Raw genomic sequence first — 16,390 nt, 5'->3', positions numbered from 1 at the left:
TCCCAAGGCGCGTGGCAGGCTCGCGCCCGCGATCGTCGAACCAACCATGTAAGGTTCGCGTAGGTTCCCATGTCCTCGTTCTTCAAATATCCCGGGGAGTGCGAGGGGCTGGCCCCTCGCTCCGCCACCAGCCCAGGTCGACCAAGCCCTTCAATCAGCATGGACGTCGCAGCCCGAACCGCCTTCCCGGGGCTCCGCCCGTTCGCAGCTTGAAACGTCCACTGGACGTTCCATCGGGCAAAGCCCGAAACGCTGCTCACCCCCCATCACGCCAGCGATTGGCCACCGGATAACGGCGATCCAGCCAGAACGCCTTTTGCGTCAAACGCGCCCCCGGTGCCGCTTGGAAACGTTTGTATTCGCTCAGATAAATCAACCGTTCGACCTTGCGGACCCATTCGGCGTCGTAGCCTGCGGCGATCACTTCGGCGACGCTCAGATCCTTGTCGATCAGCATCTCCAGCATCACGTCAAGGTCGGCATAGGGCGGCAGACTGTCTTGATCCTTCTGATCCTCTCGCAACTCGGCCGTGGGGGGCTTGTCGATGACGCGCGGCGGAATGACTTCGCCCGCGGGGGCCAGCATCCAGTCGCGGTGCTCTCGGTTGCGCCAGCGGCAGGTCTCGAACACGCGGGTCTTGTAGAGGTCCTTGATCGGGTTGTAGCCCCCCGCCATGTCGCCATAGATCGTGGCATAGCCCACCGCGACCTCGGATTTGTTGCCTGTTGTCAGCAGCATGGAGCCGAACTTGTTGGACAGGGCCATCAACATGACGCCGCGCAGACGCGACTGGATGTTTTCTTCGGTGACGTCCTCTTCCCAGCCCTCAAACAGCGGCGCAAGCGAAGCGGTGACAGCCTCGCGCGCGGGGGTGATCGGGATCGTGTCGAGCCTGCACCCCAACCGAGCGGCCACGTCGCGGGCATCATCAAGGGAGGTCTCGGAGGTGAAGCGTGACGGCAGCATCACGCAATGCACATTCTCCGGCCCAATGGCATCGGCGGCGATGCAGGCCACAATCGCGGAATCGATGCCGCCCGACAGGCCCAGGACCACCGATTTGAAGCCGGTCTTGCGCAGGTAATCCCCCAGCGCCATGACCATCACGCGGTAGTCGGCCTCGTATTCTCCGGGCAGACGCGCTTTTTCGCCTTCCTCGGCGGCCCAACCCTCATCGCCTCGGGTGAACTCGACTTGCGCCAGCACCTCTTCAAACTGAGGCATCTGCACCGCCAACTTGCCGCCCCGGTTCAGCACGAACGATCCGCCATCGAAAACCTGGTCGTCTTGGCCGCCAAGCAGGTTCAGATAGACCATCGGCAGACCCGTTTCCACCACGCGGGACACGATGACGGACTGGCGCAGCTCCATCTTGCCGCGATGGTAGGGCGACCCGTTGGGCGAGATCAGGATCTCCGCCCCGGATTCCTCCAACGTCTCGCAGACATCCTCAAACCACGCATCCTCGCAAATCGGGAAGCCGACGCGCACACCGTTGATGCTGACCGGGCCTTGGGGATCGGCGCTGTGGTAATAGCGGACCTCGTCGAAGACGGCGTAATTGGGCAGGTGGTGCTTCAGGATCGTGGCTACGACCTTGCCGCCATCGCAAATGTAGTACGCGTTGTAAGGCTTGTCGCCGCCCCACATCGGGCCACCAATGCCAAAGGCGGGGCCATCGGCCAGCTCTGCGGCCAAACTGGCAATGATCCGCTGGACGTCTTCGGCGAAAGCCTGCTTCATCACCAGATCGAGCAATTGGTACCCGGTGATGAACATCTCAGGAAACGCGAGGAAATCGCTGCCCTCGGCCTTGGCCGCTGCAAAGGCCTTGCGAACAAGATCGGCGTTCCCGTGCAAGTCGCCAAGGGTGGGATTTAGCTGTGCCAAAGTCAGGCGAAAGGTGTCGGCCATGGTGCTTCCTCATCGGATGTTGCGCCTGTCATATCAGGTTGGCGCCTGCGTCCAAGCGCCAAGCGTTGCACGAACAAGGTTAAAGACGTTGCGCGAAACCCCGTCGTCACCTAGCTTTGCGACTGAAATGAACAACATCTCCGGTTGAGGGGGGCGAGCAATGACGTCACGGATTTTGGGAAGCCCAGTAGTTTTGGCAGGTGTCGCCGCGATGATGATCGCAGGCAGCGCCATGGCGCAAGAAGCCGCGACGCCAGACGCCGCCGCCGGGGGCGAGACGACAACAGACATCCAGCAATACGACAACGGCGGGATTTACGAGGGTGAATTCCGCAACGGGGTCCAGCACGGCACCGGAACGTATCGCCTGCCCAACGGCTATGAATATACCGGTACTTGGGTGGATGGCGAAATCCGAGGCCAAGGCCGCGCCGTGTTCCCCGACCAGTCGATCTACGAAGGTGCCTTTGTGGCCGGGCGTCCCCAAGGCACCGGCACGATCACCTTTGCCGATGGCTCCACCTATGAAGGCGCTTGGGTCGAGGGCCGGATCGAGGGGCAGGGCACAGCCGTCTATTCCAACGGTGTGACCTATACCGGGGCCTTCCGTAATGCGCTCCACCACGGCGAAGGCGTGATGACCGGCCCCAACGGCTACCGTTACGAGGGCGATTGGGTCGATGGCGTCAAGCAGGGCACCGGCACGATCACCTATCCCGATGGCGCGACCTACACAGGCCAATTCGCGGGCGGCGTCCGGTCGGGCACCGGGCGGTTGGAAATGGCCGATGGCGTGATCTACGATGGCGCTTGGGCCGAGGGGCAGATCAACGGCGAAGGCACGCTGACGCAGCCCAACGGCGACGTTTACGTGGGCACGCTGGTGAACGGCCAACGCCAGGGCACGGGCCGTGTGACCTATGAAAACGGCGATGTTTACCAAGGTGCCTTTGCCGCCGACCGCCGCCACGGTACCGGCACGTTCACCGGGACCGATGGCTATGTCTACACCGGCAACTGGGTCGAGGGCCGGATCGAGGGCGAAGGCACCGTCACCTACCCCGATGGCTCGGTTTACACCGGCATGTTCCGCAATGACCTTGCCCATGGGCAGGGCACAATCACCTACCCCGATGGCGCGTCCTACGTGGGCGCTTGGGTGGATGGGGTGATCCAGGGGGCGGGCGTAGCGACCTATGCCAACGGTCTCGTCTACGATGGCCAATTCCTGAACGCCCGCCAGCACGGGCAAGGCACGATGAGCCACCCGGACGGCTACCGTTATCAGGGCCAGTGGGAGGACGGTTTGCGCCACGGGCAAGGCCGCGCCACCTATGCCGACGGCACCACCTACGAGGGCACGTTTGCCGCCGGTCAACGGGCCGGGCAGGGGACATTAACCATGCCTGATGGCTTCACCTATACCGGCGCTTGGGCCGATGGAGAGATCAACGGCGCAGGCACTGCGACCTATTCCAACGGCGATGTCTATGTCGGCACATTTGTGAATGGCAGGCGGCAGGGCGACGGCACGATGACCTATGCCACAGGCGAAGTGCTTGAAGGCGCTTGGGAAAACGGCCTGCCCTCCGGCGGAGGTGACGACGCCCCCGCGCCCGCCGAAACCCCCGACACCGGCGAGGTTGAGCCGGGCGCGCTTGATCCGACCGATACCGAAAACTAACCCACCGCGCGGACAAATCCTTGCAAGGATTTGTCCAGGCCCTTGCAAGGGCCTAACGAGCCTTTTGCAAAAGGCTGCCCAGAGTTTTGCAAAACTCTGGGCCCCGGTTGGGTCGCGCCGCCGACTGGCTTTCGTGTTAAGGCCTCTCGTCTTAAGAAATCTTGGAACATCGCACGGCCCCATTCGTTTCCTCTTTACCGCAACCGAAGAAGGAGACGTACAATGGCACTCGATAGCTATGAAACTAATCCACTGGTCAGTTCAGCCGATGTGAACGGCACCACGGTCTACGGCCTTGGCGGCGAAAAGGTCGGTGAGATTGACCATCTGATGATCGACAAGAAGTCCGGCAAGGTATCCTACGCCGTGATGGGCTTTGGCGGCTTTCTTGGGATGGGTGAGGAACACCACCCAATTCCGTGGAACAAACTGACCTATGACACGTCCAAGAATGGCTATGTCACGTCAATTACGGAACAACAGCTCACGGGCGCACCGGAGCGGCCAAATGATTGGTATCGCAACCGGGACTGGGAGACGCGGACTCACGATTACTTCGCGGCTCCCTACTATTGGATCTGATAGCGCGGCGCTGAAACGAAGGCCGGCCCTTGGAACGCCAAGGGCCGGTTTCTTTTTATTGGTCGCTTCTCAGGCCTTGATCAGGCCCATGCTTTCCAGCTTCAGCAACACCTGCTGTGCGCAGTAATCGACGTCCATGCCTTCGGTATCCACAACCAGTTCGGCATTGGTGGGGGCCTCATAAGGGTCGGAAATCCCTGTGAATTCCTTGATCTTGCCCTCACGCGCCAGCTTGTACAGGCCCTTGCGGTCGCGGCGTTCGCATTCCTCCAACGAGGTCGCCACGTGGGTTTCCACAAACGCGCCGAACTGCTCAATCTCTTCGCGGACCGCGCGGCGGGTGGCCGTGTAGGGTGCGATGGGCGCGCAGATGGCGATACCGCCGTTCTTGGTAATTTCCGACGCAACATAGCCAATCCGGCGGATGTTCAGATCGCGGTGCTCTTTGCTGAACCCCAGCTCGGACGACAGGTTCTTGCGCACCAGATCGCCGTCCAGCAGCGTCACGGGACGGCCGCCTTGCTCCATCAACTTCACCATGATCGCGTTGGCGATGGTGGATTTGCCCGAACCGGAAAGCCCGGTGAAGAACACCGTGAAACCCTGCTGCGAGCGCGGGGGAGAGGTGCGGCGAAGCTCTTTCACCACCTGCGGGAAGCTGAACCACTCAGGGATTTCCAGCCCTTCGCGCAGACGGCGGCGCAGTTCCGTGCCCGAGATGTTGAGGATCGTCACGTTATCGCGGTCTTCGATTTCATCGTTGGGCTCGTATTGGGCGCGCTCCTGCACATAAACCATGTGTTTGAAGTCGACCATTTCGATGCCCATTTCCTCCTGATGCTCGCGGAACAGATCCTGCGCGTCGTAGGGGCCATAGAAATCTTCGCCTGCAGAGTTCTTGCCCGGTCCGGCGTGGTCACGACCCACGATGAAGTGGGTGCAGCCGTGGTTTTTGCGGATCAGACCGTGCCAAACGGCCTCCCGCGGGCCGGCCATGCGCATGGCGAGGTTCAGCAGGCTCATCGAGGTCGTCGCGGCGGGGTATTGGTCCAGCACGGCCTCATAGCAGCGCACGCGGGTGAAGTGATCCACGTCGCCCGGCTTGGTCATGCCCACAACGGGATGGATCAGCAGGTTGGCCTGTGCTTCTTTTGCCGCGCGGAACGTCAGTTCCTGATGGGCGCGGTGGAGCGGGTTGCGGGTCTGGAACGCCACAATCTTACGCCAGCCAAGCTTGCGGAAATAGGCGCGCAGCTCATTCGGGGTGTCGCGACGGGCGCGGAAATCATAGTGCACCGGCTGTTGAATGCCGGTAATTGCGCCGCCCAGATAGATCGGGCCCGCAACATTATGCAGGTAGTTCACCGCCGGATGCGCAATGTCATCGGCGCCGTACACCTTCGCCGCTTCCACGGCTTTGTTCGGCGTCCACTTGTCGCTGATCGACAAAATCGCAAGGATCACGCCTTCTGCGTCGCGCAGGGCGATGTCTTGGCCAGGTTCCACGTCCCCGGCGAACGCTTCAGACACGTCCAGAGTGATTGGCATCGGCCAAAGAGTGCCATCGGTGGTGCGCATGTCTTCGACCACACCGTTGTAGTCATCTTCGCCCATAAACCCTTTCAAAGGGTTAAAGCCGCCGTTCATCAGCAGTTCCAGATCGCAAACCTGACGGGCGGTCAGGTCCCAGGAGGGCAATTCAGCCGCCTCAACCTTCAGTTTCTGGGCGCTGTCGTAAGAGACATAAAGCTCCGGGATCGGAGCGTGGAGGGGGGCTGCCATGGTCGTAGTCCTATTTTTCGAAAGCTTTGAGGAAAGCGCCTTGCCGGTCAGTTCGGCGTGTAGCGCGTTGTATTCATTCAGTTTGCGGGCAAGGAACGTATCCACCAGCCGCGATTTATGGGCGGCCCCCCGCGGGGTCAGCGTGTAGCTGACCTTTTGGCGTCGGTCGGGGCTGTCACTGTCGTTGATCTGCACAAACCCGGCCTCGGTCACCGCACGCAACAGCGCGTTTAGTTTGCCCAGGCTGACGCCAAGCGCCTGCGCCGTCACCCGTTGCGAGCCTTCCGGCGCGACGTCAATCTGGCGCAGAAGGCGGAAGAGAAGGTCATCTTCCGGCAGGGTCACAGGGGCGGGCATAAAGTTCAGGTCCAAAGTTTGTTCACGGATGAACGCATGCCACAACTGGCCGCCATGTCAAAGAACTTTGTTCATCGATGAACATAAAATTTTCCTAAAGTGACTTTGCGGCGCACGAAAGCCGCGCCCGACGGGTTGTCAGGGCGGCTTCGGGTTATCTAAAAGCGAAATTCGTTAAGAATGTGGCAGGTTTCAAGGAAACTTGCAGAGCATTCAGTGCAAAGGGGCAGGGCGAACCCGCCCCCTCAATGTCGCCGAAACGCGTTACTCAGCCGCATCCACGGGCGCGGCATAGGCGCCTGCCTCGGCGACGTCTTCGCCCTCCATCTCGGCCAGGAACTTCTCTGCGTCCAGCGCCGCCATGCAGCCCATGCCTGCGCTCGTCACCGCTTGGCGGTAGACGTGGTCGGTCAAATCGCCCGCTGCGAAAACACCGGGGATCGAGGTTTTAGTCGTCCCTGCCTGCACCTTCACATAGCCGCCGTTGTGCATGTCCAGCTGGTCTTTGACCAATTCCGTCGCGGGCGCGTGGCCGATGGCGACGAAGAAGCCTTTGCAGGGAATTTCCGTGATTTCCCCGGTCTCTACGTGCTTGGCACGCACGCCTTCGACGCCGCGCGGCTCGGACGTGCCCACGACTTCCTCGACCGAGTGGTTCCACAGAACCTCAACCTTGGGGTTCTTGAACAGGCGATCTTGCATGATCTTTTCGGCCCGCAGGCTATCGCGGCGGTGGACCAGGGTGACCTTGCTGGCGAAGTTGGTCAGGAACAGCGCCTCTTCCACAGCAGTATTGCCGCCGCCGATCACGACAATCTCTTGACCGCGATAGAAGAAGCCGTCGCAAGTGGCGCAGGCCGATACGCCAAAGCCCTTGAAGTGTTCCTCGGACGGCAAGCCCAACCACTTCGCCTGGGCGCCCGTCGCCAGAATAACCGAATCCGCCGTGTAGGTCGTGCCGCTGTCGCCCTGCGCCGTGAAGGGCCGCTTCGACAGATCGAGCGATTGGATGTGATCGCCGATGATCTCGGTCCCCATTTCCTTGGCGTGCGCCTCCATGCGGACCATCAGATCAGGGCCCATCACGGAATTGTCGCCGGGCCAATTCTCCACATCTGTGGTGATCGTCAGCTGGCCGCCGGGCTGGATGCCCTGCACCAAGATCGGTTCCAACATCGCACGGCTGGCATAGACGCCGGCGGTATAGCCTGCGGGGCCGGAGCCGATGATAAGAAGGCGGGTGTGGCGGGACTCGGACATGGGGTGGCTCTCCAGCGGCGGTGTGACCCCCGCGATATATCCCCCTCCGCGTCCCGTTTAAAGCCCCGCAAAAATACACTCAATTGCACGTGACCTATTCCAATTCTTGCGCGACCGTGAAATATAATTGCGCAAACAACTAGGGCTGCGGTTCATCTGAAAATCGCGCATGCAGGGAACGACGACCAATGCCGCAAACCAAACTGGACGAGATCGACCGGAAGATTCTGGCCGAACTGCAAGGCGATGGTCGCATGACGAACGTGGAACTGGCCAAGCGCGTCGGCATCTCGGCGCCGCCGTGCCTGCGTCGGGTGCGCACCCTGGAAGAAGCGGGCTACATTACCGGCTACCATGCCGAGGTGGACGCCCGCCAACTGGGGTTCGAGGTGCAGGTCTTCGCGATGATCAGCCTCGCGTCGCAGGCCGAATCTGACTTGATGGCGTTTGAAGAGCGTTGCCACGGCTGGCCGCTGGTCCGTGAATGCCACATGCTGAACGGCGACATCGACTTTATCCTCAAATGCGTTGCCCCGGACCTGTCGTCCTTCCAAAGCTTCCTGACCGGAGAGCTGACCTCTGCCCCCAACGTGGCATCTGTGCGCACGTCGCTGGTGATCCGGGGCGCCAAAGACACCCCCGGCGTGCCCTTCGACGTGATGGAAGAACGCCTCGCGCAGATCGCCTGAACCATGGCGCCGCTTGACCTTACCGCCCTGTATCGCGAGGGGTTGAGCGCGCAACAGGCGGGCCAGATCGACGCGGCCGTGGCGCTCTATGACCGTATCCTTTCCGTAAAACCCTACATCCCCGAGGTGCTGTTTCAGCGGGCCCGTTGCCTTGCGGATCGGGATCCCAAACAGGCCGAAGCAGGCTTTCGCGCGGCCCTGAAACGCAAGCCGAAAGAGGCCGCTATTTGGCAAGGTCTGCACGGGGTCCTGCGGGGCGGTGCGCGGGTGAAACTGGAGAAGGACGCGCAGCGCGCCAAGATCCCACTGGGGTCCGAGGCTGACGCCCGCCCGATCCTGCAAGCGCTCAAGGCGGGCCGGGCGGAGCAGGCCGAGGCCGCGGCCATCGCCTTGAACAAACGGGCGCCAGCGGCGTTTTGGCCGGTCTATCTGCTGGGGGAGGCGCGGCTTGCCCTGTCGAAACCCGCCGTCGCCGCGCTTGAGGCCGCGACAACCCGTGATCCGTCCCACACGCCCGCGCGGCTTGCCCTTGCCCGCGCCTATGGGACCGAGGGGCGTCCAGCGCAGGCCGAAGCCACGCTGGCGGGCCAGTCCTCGCCTGAGGCCACCGTCGCCCGCGCGCGCCTTTTCCGCGACACCGGACGCCCGGAAGAGGCCGTCGCCGCTCTGGAAGGGGCCAAGTCGACGTCCATGCGCGGGGCGACCGAGCTGGCGCTGTCCTTGGCGCAAACCGGGCAGGGCGACCGCGCGCTAGAGGCCGCCAAAGTGGCGATCAAAGCCGGTGCCGCGCGGGTGCCGTTACTGCGCACGACCGCGATCGGCCTAGAGGAATCCGGCGACATCCGAGGGGCCGAGGCGGTACTGGACCACGCGCTGACCACCCCCACCGACGCGCTGCTGATCCACCGGGCGCAATTGCACCAATCCGCCGGCGATTTCTCGGCTGCCGAGGCCGGGCTATCGGCGGCCATCGCGGCCAATCCCACCAGTGGAGAGGCCTTTCGCGCCTATATGAACGGGCGCAAGATCACCGCCGATGACCCGATGTTGCCCCTGCTGGAAACGGCCTTGGCGCGTGCGGACCTCAAACCCTATGACAGGGCCTCTCTGCATTTTGCTGCTGCCAAAGCGCGGGGGGATATGGGCGAACACGACGCCGTTTTCCCGCATCTCGATGTGGCGAACCGGTTGATGGCAAAGGCTTATCCCTACAATTTTGACGCCGATCTGGCCGAAGCGCGGCGGCTGGTAGCGGAATGGGGCACCCTCAAGGACTTGCCTGCCAACGGGCCCGCTGACCCGGTGCTTTTCGTCACCGGCCTGCCGCGTTCTGGCACGACGTTGATCGAGACCATCCTTGCGGCACACCCCGATGTGGTCGCGGGGGGCGAAATGCCCTTCCTCACCCGTGCGCTGTCCCCCGTGTTGGAGGCACTGCGCCACGACACGCTGTCGCCCGAGGCGCTGGCCACCGCCGGCACGCGCTACCTTGCGGGGGCACAGCGTCGGACCGGGGGGGCGCGGGTTATCGCGGACAAGGCAATCGCCACGTTCTCCCGCATTGGTCACGCGGCGCGGGCACTTCCGGGCGCCCATTTCGTGCTGGTCAAACGCGATCATCGCGACACCGGGCTGTCGCTTTATCGCAATATGTTCCCGGAGGGCACTCACCGTTACGCCTATGATTTGCGTGCGATGGGCCATTACATGCGCTTGCACGATGCCGTCGTTGCGTTCTGGCAAAAGGCGCTGCCCGACCGGGTTCATGTGGTGGAATATGAGGCGCTTACCGCTGATCCCGCGCCCCACATCCGCGCCTTGCTGGCTGGGGTCGATCTGCCTTGGAACGATGCCTGCCTTGCGCCCGAGGCGTCGGGGCGGCGCATCCAGACCCTCAGCTTCGCGCAGGCCCGGCAGCCCATTGGAACCGCCGCCGTTGCGGGCTGGCGCCGCCATGAGACGGCGTTACAGCCGTTGATCCAAGCCTTGGAGCAAAGCTATCAAGTCGCGCCTTAATCCGCGCAAAACCCTTGCCTGAAACGAAAGAAGGGCCGCCATTCTGGCCGCCCTTCCGTGCAATCCTTCGGTGTGCCGCCATTCTAGCCGCGCCCGTGGTAGCGATATTATTATGGGGCCTCGGGGTCTTTTATCCGGGGTCTTTCCGCTTATTCAGCGGCCGTCAGTAGTTGCGGCTTCTCCGCACGCCGTGCAGCGCGCACTTTGCGCGCCCACGGCAATTCAACCTGCTCTTTTTTCGCTTCGTTCAAGACCGTTTCCATCCAGCGACGCGTTTTCATAATCGTGTTCCTTTTTGCCGAGCGCTCAGTTTCGAGCTGCGTTTGTTCCGTTGCAGTTAATCTGGCTCGGGTTTGGGTCACTTATGGGGCGAAATCTCTAACAGGCGGTGAATCATCGGGGCAATTTTGCGGCGGGGAATGCGGCGCAAAAGCGTTGTTTCATTAGGCTTGTGCGCCAAACAATTTAAAATTGTGCTCAACTTGGGGCAGGTCGCGCCGCGATTGTGTCCAATTCGGAACCAATCGGGCGGCTGCTTCCGGCCCGAATCCCAGAATCGGACAGGTCCGCCCCCGCTACAGACGAATCGAGGCGATCAGCCGTCCGTAGTCCGCTTCACCCCGGTGGGTCGTGCGGCGGTAGGAATAGAACCGGGCCGGATCGGAATAGGTGCAATGGCCGGTCCATTCGGCTTCGGCCACGCCAGCGGCACGCAGGCGGAACAGGCCAAAGCCCACCAGATCGAACTGATACTTGCCGTCCACACCGTTCACGAAAAAGCGCCCATATTCAGGGTCTTCATCCATGAAACGTTCCAGAAACTCCTGGCCCACCTCATAGGCGCGTTGGCTGATCGACGGGCCGATAACTGCCTTCACGTGGGCGCGGTCGGCGCCCAGGTCCTCCATCCTGTCCAGCGTCGCTTCCAGCACGCCGTCCACTGCGCCCTTCCAGCCCGCGTGGGCCGCCCCGATCACGCCCGCTTGCGTGTCGGCAAAAAGCACGGGCTGGCAATCGGCGGTCAGAATGGTCAGCGCAAGGCCGGGCGTCGCCGTCACCAGCGCATCGGCCTTGGGTTTGGCCTCCAGATCGGCCACGACGGCGGCCGCGGAGTGCTCCTGATGCACGCCCGCCAAAGCCTTCACCCCCATCGCCTCGGCCACGCGGGCGCGGTTTACGGCCACCACTTCCGCCTGATCGGATGATCCTGTGCCGCAGTTCAACCCCGCATAGACCCCGGTCGAGGCACCCCCTTCACGGGTGAAAAACCCGTGGGTCACGCCGTCCAATAGCGGGGAGGTCAGGGGCGATAGGGTCATCACGAAACTCCGGCGTTAGTCGAGGGCAGGGGGCGGGGGCGCGCCCTTGGGGGTCAGCGCCAGCACCTTGAACAGCGTCCCCATTTCGTCGGGGTGCGTCAAGCGTCGGTGCGCGGCGACAAGGGCGTCAAGTGCCGGACCTTGCAGCTTGTTGGCCAACGCCTGTGCCCGCACCGTGATGCCCAGACGTTCCAGGAATACCCCTTGCGTGGTCAGCGGCGAAGCGTTGACCCCGGCCTCCTGCGCGATCGGCTCAAACGCCACATGGGCAGTAAGGTCCGCCTCTCCGGGGGTGGCCAGCGGGTCGGCATAGGCGTGGTTTTCCAGCGCCTGGAAGGTGTCGCCCCGGCTTTGCCAATCGCCGTAATCCACGATCAGCGCCGCGCCGCCCTGGGCCACGCGGCGGCCAATTTCCCCGGCGATCGCTTGGGCGGGCGCGCAGGTTTCCACGATCATGCCGGGGGTAAAGCCCTCTCGGACCTCCAGCGGCGCGGGGGGTGCGAGGCCCCAGATCAACGCGCCCTCTGCCGTGCCGACCTGCCGTTCCTGCCAATCGCCCGCGTCGTTCATCTGGAACTGACGAATGGGCAGCGCGTCGAAGAACTCGTTTGCGATCAACAGCATCGGGCCTTCTGGGACGTCGCCCAGTGAGTCGTGGAAGGTGGGCCCGTAGCCGTCCAACGTTCGCTTTTGCGCCGCGCGTAGGACCGGAGAGGCCTCTACCAAATGCAGATCAATCGCCGCGTGGAACCCCGGCACGGCCCGTGTCGCCCTTAGCGCATCGGCCATCAGCGTGCCGCGCCCCGGCCCAAGCTCCACCAGCCGCATGGCGCCGCCGCCCTGATCCATCCAGACCTGCGCCAGCCATAGGCCGATCAGCTCTCCGAACATCTGGGAAATCTCGGGGGCGGTGGTGAAATCTCCGCTCTCTCCCAAGGGATCGCGGGTGGCGTAATATCCGTGGTTGGGGTCGTGCAGACACTCGGCCATGTAGTTGGCCAAAGACATCGGACCCATGCGGGCAATCCGCGCAATCATCCGTTCTTTAAGCGACACGTTTTGCCCTCAGAATTAACCATATACCCACAAGAACCATGGGGATCGTCAGGATCTGCCCCATGGTCAGGCCCACCTCGGGCGATAGCGCCAGCGCGTAGCCGATGGGGTTGTCGGGGCCTGTGAATTGCTCGTCGGGCTGGCGGAAGAACTCCACCAGATAGCGCGACGCGCCGTAGATCAGCAGGAACATGCCCGTGATCGCGCCGGGGCGTTTCAGCCATCCGGCCTTGAAGGCCAGCGTCAACACGACGGCCAGCAGCAAGGCGCCTTCCAATGCCGCCTCATAAAGCTGCGAGGGATGGCGCGCGCAGACCGTCGCGCCCAGGTAATTCACCAACCCTTCCGGCCCCGCGCAATCCTGTGCCGCCGTCCCCGGAAAGATCACCGCCCATGGCGCGTCCGAGGCGCGGCCCCACAGCTCTGCGTTCACGAAGTTCGCCAAACGCCCGAACAGCAGGCCAAAGCCCACCACCATCGCCATGGCATCGGCCACCTGCAACGGCGGCGCTTTGTTGATCCGGCAGAAGATCAACGCCGCAATCGTCACCCCCAGAAGCCCGCCATGGAATGACATGCCGCCCTGCCAGACCTGTAGGATCAGGCCGGGGTTTTCCAGATAGTAGCCCGGTTGATAAAAGGCGACGTAGCCAAGCCGCCCGCCCAGGATCACGCCGATGACAACCGCCGTCAGCAGGCCCTCCACCTTCTCGGGCAGCATCGGCGGCGTGTCGTGGGGCCACAACTCGGGCCGTTTGCAGGCGCGCATGATGACCCACCAGCCAAGCCCCAACCCCGCCAGATAGGCCAGCGCATACCAGCGCAGCGCGAAGGTGGAGTTGCCAAGGGATATCTCGAACAACTCGGGCGAGAGCGGCGGGAAAGGAATGGCGTGCATATGAAGGGGCCTCGCGGTCACATTTTCCCCCTTGGGTGGGGGGCTGCTGCGACGTTGTCAACCTTGATACCTGTGCGGCCAACGCCCATATCCATCACAACAGAAGTAGGAGCCCGCCGATGCAAACCCGCAATAAAGTAATGGACGACCTCAGCCAGCTGATGACCAACGCCATGGGCGTGGCCCAAGGCGCCAAGGACGAGGCCGAGACTGCGATGAACGGCATGATGGATCGCTGGTTGGCGAACCGGAACCTTGTGACCCGCGAAGAATTCGACGCCGTCCGCGCCATGGCCCAAAAGGCCCGCGAAGAGAATGAGGTGCTCAAAGCCCGTCTGGACGCGCTGGAAGGTAAGTAAGCCTCTGCCTGACCGCAGTATTTAAAGCCGCCTCTGACCGAGGCGGCTTTTTTCATGGTTGCAGGCAAGAGTGCGGCCGATGCGTCAAACTTTTGCCAATCTGTCATGAAATCGGTTCGCTATGGACCTCTCTGATCTTCTTCCATTCGCTATTGAAATGCCCGTTGCCGTTTATGCCGCCTTGGGTGTTGCCTTTGTTTGCCTCCTACTGGGGGGCACGTCGCGGCGTCGGCGGCCGCGGTCCAATTCAAGGCAAGTTCTCCGCGCGATCCGTCGCGCCCCGGTCCGCGCGGTGCCGGTGCTCAACCAATCCGAGCGCGCCGTGCATCGGGCCTTGGCGGACATTGTCCGGCAAAGCGGTTCACATACTCTTTTGGCTCAGGTCTCGATGGGAGAGTTTCTGCGCCTCGATCGAAAGGGGATGCCGCCGTCCAAGTGGCAAACCGTTTTCAACGCGTTCAACCCCAAGCGTGTCGATTTCCTTATCGTTGACGCGGATTGGATGGCGTGTTGCGTTATTGAATACCAAGGCTCAGGCCACTATCAGGGCGACGCCAAGGCGCGAGATGCCGTAAAGCGAGCGGTGTGCGACCAGGCCGGCGTTCCGTTGGTGGAGGTCGAGAAATCCGGCCTCACAGCAGGTCAGCGGCGCGATTTGCATGACCTTTTGGGGACGATATCGCGGGTTGCGGCGGAGTAGGCGCGAAAAACTTACTCACAATTTGCTCAGCGGTTATGCACATAAATCTGTGGATAACTCACGGACTTGTGGATCGTCTTGACAAAATCACAATATCTTGTGGTTAACCGCAGAATTCGCGACTCGGCCCTATTTCCTCAACAAAAATACTTCTTTACAGGGAGTCCCCGAAGGATCACCATATTTCGTAGGGATTGAGGCCGAGCAGCCAAGCCCTAGGAAAGACACCAAGCCGTCGTGGCCAATTAGGTAGGAACTACCAAGGGCACGAGGGCTGCCGACCTGAAGGGGTTTGGGGCTATGTCGCACGCTGAACAATACGTCGATTTCGATGAGTTGCACCCCATTGATATAGTGGAAACTCTGGCCGCCCATCACGCATGGGACTTTGACCGCATCGCGGACGACCAGATTGCGATGTCGATCGAAGGGCAATGGCGCAGTTACTCCATTACCCTTGCGTGGTCCTCGTACGACGAAACGCTGCGGATGATCTGCACCTTCGATATGGAGCCGCCCGAAGGCACCCTGCCGAAACTCTACGAGGCGATGAACCTTGTGAACGACCGCTGTTGGGCGGGTGCGTTTACCTATTGGGCCTCGCAGAAACTGATGGTTTACCGTTACGGCCTGGTGCTGGCGGGCGAGCAACTGGCCTCGGCCGATCAGATTGCTTGCATGGTGGAGGCCGCCGTTGTGGCCTCGGAACGCTATTACCCCGCGTTCCAATTGGCGCTGTGGTCTGACAACACGCCCGAGCAGGCGATGGAAGTCGCAATCGCCGAAACCTACGGCCGCGCATAGGCTTAACCGCCCCTCGCCACGCTCGGGCCGCACAGGCGGAACGTTTAAGCAACACTTCCCACGCGCGTCACCCGCGCCCCTTTTCCTGCCCTCTGGACACTGGCACTCTAGGCCCGGTGACAAGCACCCATTTGGTGCCCGGGGGAAGCGTTTATGGATATGACACTGATTAACAGCCGTGGGCTGGTGATGCTTGGCTGTGGCAAGATGGGCTCTGCGATGTTGCAGGGATGGCTGGCGGAAGGTCTATCGGCGGAAGCGGTCCACATCATCGACCCCAATCCGTCCGAGTGGCTGCAAGGCACGGGCGTGTCGATCAACGGGGATTTGCCAGAGAGCCCTGCGGTCTTGATGATCGCGGTGAAGCCTCAGATGATGCAGGACGCGCTGCCGCAGGTGGCCCGGTTTGGGGGCGGCGAGACGCTGATTTTGTCGGTGGCTGCGGGCACGACCATTCAAGTCTACGAGCAAGCCTTCGGGGCGGGTACGCGGGTTGTCCGCTCCATGCCGAATACGCCTGCTGCGGTGGGCAAGGGGATCACGGCGATTGTGGGCAATTCTGAGACGACCCCGGACGATTTGGACATGGCCGAAGGCATGTTGTTGGCCATCGGCCAGGTGGTGCGCTTGACGAACGAGAACCAGATTGATGCGGTCACGGGGATTTCAGGCTCTGGGCCTGCGTATATCTTCTACATGATTGATACGCTCGCCGCTGCCGCCCGTGCCGAAGGCCTGCCGGCGGAAATGGCGATGCAACTGGCGAAAGCCACCGTTGCGGGTGCCGGGGCCTTGGCGGAGCAAGCCGTTGAAACACCGGAACAATTGCGGATCAATGTGACCTCTCCCAATGGGACGACCCAGGCCGGTCTGGAGGTGTTGATGGGCGAGGGCGGTTTGGCCCCCTTGATGCGCAAGACCGTAGCCGCTGCGACCCACAGATCCCGCGAATTGCGCAAGTGAGCGACC

At 62.2% G+C, this 16,390-nt stretch carries 15 protein-coding genes; 8 read left to right on the top strand and 7 right to left on the bottom strand.

Annotated elements, in window-relative coordinates; all coding sequences use genetic code 11:
• Positions 1–256: 256 nt before the first annotated feature.
• Positions 257–1,915, bottom strand: coding sequence for an NAD+ synthase (locus tag AADW23_RS17640; RefSeq protein ID WP_341862254.1), 1,659 nt, complete (start codon positions 1,913–1,915; stop codon positions 257–259).
• 232 nt (positions 1,916–2,147) lie between these two features.
• On the opposite strand from AADW23_RS17640, the gene AADW23_RS17635 reads away from it, so the two are divergent.
• Positions 2,148–3,599 carry a 2-isopropylmalate synthase gene (locus AADW23_RS17635; protein ID WP_341864355.1) on the top strand — a complete coding sequence of 484 codons (1,452 nt, stop codon included), beginning with the start codon at positions 2,148–2,150 and terminating at the stop codon, positions 3,597–3,599.
• A 222-nt stretch (positions 3,600–3,821) separates the two neighbouring features.
• Positions 3,822–4,181, top strand: coding sequence for a PRC-barrel domain-containing protein (locus AADW23_RS17630; RefSeq protein WP_341862253.1), 360 nt, complete (start codon positions 3,822–3,824; stop codon positions 4,179–4,181).
• Positions 4,182–4,250: 69 nt separating this feature from the next.
• On the opposite strand, the gene AADW23_RS17625 is transcribed toward AADW23_RS17630, so the two are convergent.
• On the bottom strand, positions 4,251–6,320 hold the full coding sequence (locus AADW23_RS17625; RefSeq protein ID WP_341862252.1) for a bifunctional sulfate adenylyltransferase/adenylylsulfate kinase: 2,070 nt from the start codon (positions 6,318–6,320) through the stop codon (positions 4,251–4,253).
• A gap of 264 nt (positions 6,321–6,584) precedes the next feature.
• Complete coding sequence (gene trxB, locus AADW23_RS17620; protein WP_341862251.1) at positions 6,585–7,580, bottom strand: thioredoxin-disulfide reductase; 996 nt, start codon at positions 7,578–7,580, stop codon at positions 6,585–6,587.
• 188 nt (positions 7,581–7,768) lie between these two features.
• Here trxB and AADW23_RS17615 point away from each other — a divergent pair, with 188 nt between their 5' ends.
• Together AADW23_RS17615 and AADW23_RS17610 are read left to right on the top strand one after the other, a co-directional pair.
• Positions 7,769–8,269 (top strand): Lrp/AsnC family transcriptional regulator, encoded by a 501-nt coding sequence (locus AADW23_RS17615; protein WP_341862250.1) that lies wholly within the window; start codon positions 7,769–7,771, stop codon positions 8,267–8,269.
• A 3-nt stretch (positions 8,270–8,272) separates the two neighbouring features.
• Positions 8,273–10,285 (top strand): sulfotransferase, encoded by a 2,013-nt coding sequence (locus AADW23_RS17610; RefSeq protein WP_341862249.1) that lies wholly within the window; start codon positions 8,273–8,275, stop codon positions 10,283–10,285.
• A 149-nt stretch (positions 10,286–10,434) separates the two neighbouring features.
• Here the strand turns inward: AADW23_RS17610 and AADW23_RS17605 are convergent, their stop codons facing one another.
• The 4 genes from AADW23_RS17605 to lgt form a co-directional block, all read right to left on the bottom strand.
• Positions 10,435–10,566 (bottom strand): hypothetical protein, encoded by a 132-nt coding sequence (locus tag AADW23_RS17605; RefSeq protein WP_341862248.1) that lies wholly within the window; start codon positions 10,564–10,566, stop codon positions 10,435–10,437.
• 294 nt (positions 10,567–10,860) lie between these two features.
• The gene (gene pgeF / locus AADW23_RS17600) at positions 10,861–11,604 is read right to left on the bottom strand and encodes a peptidoglycan editing factor PgeF (RefSeq protein WP_341862247.1); all 744 of its coding nucleotides are present in this window, start codon (positions 11,602–11,604) and stop codon (positions 10,861–10,863) included.
• Between the two features lie 15 nt (positions 11,605–11,619).
• Positions 11,620–12,660 (bottom strand): SAM-dependent methyltransferase, encoded by a 1,041-nt coding sequence (locus AADW23_RS17595; RefSeq protein ID WP_341862246.1) that lies wholly within the window; start codon positions 12,658–12,660, stop codon positions 11,620–11,622.
• Positions 12,650–13,558, bottom strand: a complete 909-nt coding sequence (lgt, locus tag AADW23_RS17590; protein WP_341862245.1) for a prolipoprotein diacylglyceryl transferase — start codon at positions 13,556–13,558, stop codon at positions 12,650–12,652. Before lgt ends, AADW23_RS17595 begins: the two co-directional genes overlap by 11 nt.
• 119 nt (positions 13,559–13,677) lie before the next feature.
• Here lgt and AADW23_RS17585 point away from each other — a divergent pair, with 119 nt between their 5' ends.
• From AADW23_RS17585 to proC, 4 genes are all read left to right on the top strand, one after another.
• Positions 13,678–13,917, top strand: coding sequence for an accessory factor UbiK family protein (locus AADW23_RS17585; protein WP_341862244.1), 240 nt, complete (start codon positions 13,678–13,680; stop codon positions 13,915–13,917).
• A 292-nt stretch (positions 13,918–14,209) separates the two neighbouring features.
• Positions 14,210–14,617: a DUF2726 domain-containing protein gene (locus tag AADW23_RS17580; protein WP_341862243.1), complete on the top strand. Its 408-nt coding sequence runs from the start codon at positions 14,210–14,212 to the stop codon at positions 14,615–14,617.
• A gap of 300 nt (positions 14,618–14,917) precedes the next feature.
• Positions 14,918–15,421: a YbjN domain-containing protein gene (locus AADW23_RS17575; protein ID WP_341862242.1), complete on the top strand. Its 504-nt coding sequence runs from the start codon at positions 14,918–14,920 to the stop codon at positions 15,419–15,421.
• A gap of 153 nt (positions 15,422–15,574) precedes the next feature.
• Positions 15,575–16,384 carry a pyrroline-5-carboxylate reductase gene (gene proC / locus AADW23_RS17570; protein ID WP_341862241.1) on the top strand — a complete coding sequence of 270 codons (810 nt, stop codon included), beginning with the start codon at positions 15,575–15,577 and terminating at the stop codon, positions 16,382–16,384.
• Positions 16,385–16,390: the final 6 nt, after the last annotated feature.

Source organism: Gymnodinialimonas sp. 57CJ19, from assembly GCF_038396845.1.
GTDB lineage: Bacteria > Pseudomonadota > Alphaproteobacteria > Rhodobacterales > Rhodobacteraceae > Gymnodinialimonas.
The sequence above is the reverse complement of the archived record's forward strand: the minus strand, read 5'-3'. Positions and strand labels throughout refer to the sequence as shown.

Coding starts and splice junctions, on each gene's coding strand:
- AADW23_RS17640 (WP_341862254.1), bottom strand. CDS start 1,915: ATGGCCGACACCTTTCGCCTGACTTTGGCACAGCTAAATCCCACCCTT.
- AADW23_RS17635 (WP_341864355.1), top strand. CDS start 2,148: ATGGCGCAAGAAGCCGCGACGCCAGACGCCGCCGCCGGGGGCGAGACG.
- AADW23_RS17630 (WP_341862253.1), top strand. CDS start 3,822: ATGGCACTCGATAGCTATGAAACTAATCCACTGGTCAGTTCAGCCGAT.
- AADW23_RS17625 (WP_341862252.1), bottom strand. CDS start 6,320: ATGCCCGCCCCTGTGACCCTGCCGGAAGATGACCTTCTCTTCCGCCTT.
- trxB (WP_341862251.1), bottom strand. CDS start 7,580: ATGTCCGAGTCCCGCCACACCCGCCTTCTTATCATCGGCTCCGGCCCC.
- AADW23_RS17615 (WP_341862250.1), top strand. CDS start 7,769: ATGCCGCAAACCAAACTGGACGAGATCGACCGGAAGATTCTGGCCGAA.
- AADW23_RS17610 (WP_341862249.1), top strand. CDS start 8,273: ATGGCGCCGCTTGACCTTACCGCCCTGTATCGCGAGGGGTTGAGCGCG.
- AADW23_RS17605 (WP_341862248.1), bottom strand. CDS start 10,566: ATGAAAACGCGTCGCTGGATGGAAACGGTCTTGAACGAAGCGAAAAAA.
- pgeF (WP_341862247.1), bottom strand. CDS start 11,604: ATGACCCTATCGCCCCTGACCTCCCCGCTATTGGACGGCGTGACCCAC.
- lgt (WP_341862245.1), bottom strand. CDS start 13,558: ATGCACGCCATTCCTTTCCCGCCGCTCTCGCCCGAGTTGTTCGAGATA.
- AADW23_RS17585 (WP_341862244.1), top strand. CDS start 13,678: ATGCAAACCCGCAATAAAGTAATGGACGACCTCAGCCAGCTGATGACC.
- AADW23_RS17575 (WP_341862242.1), top strand. CDS start 14,918: ATGTCGCACGCTGAACAATACGTCGATTTCGATGAGTTGCACCCCATT.
- proC (WP_341862241.1), top strand. CDS start 15,575: ATGGATATGACACTGATTAACAGCCGTGGGCTGGTGATGCTTGGCTGT.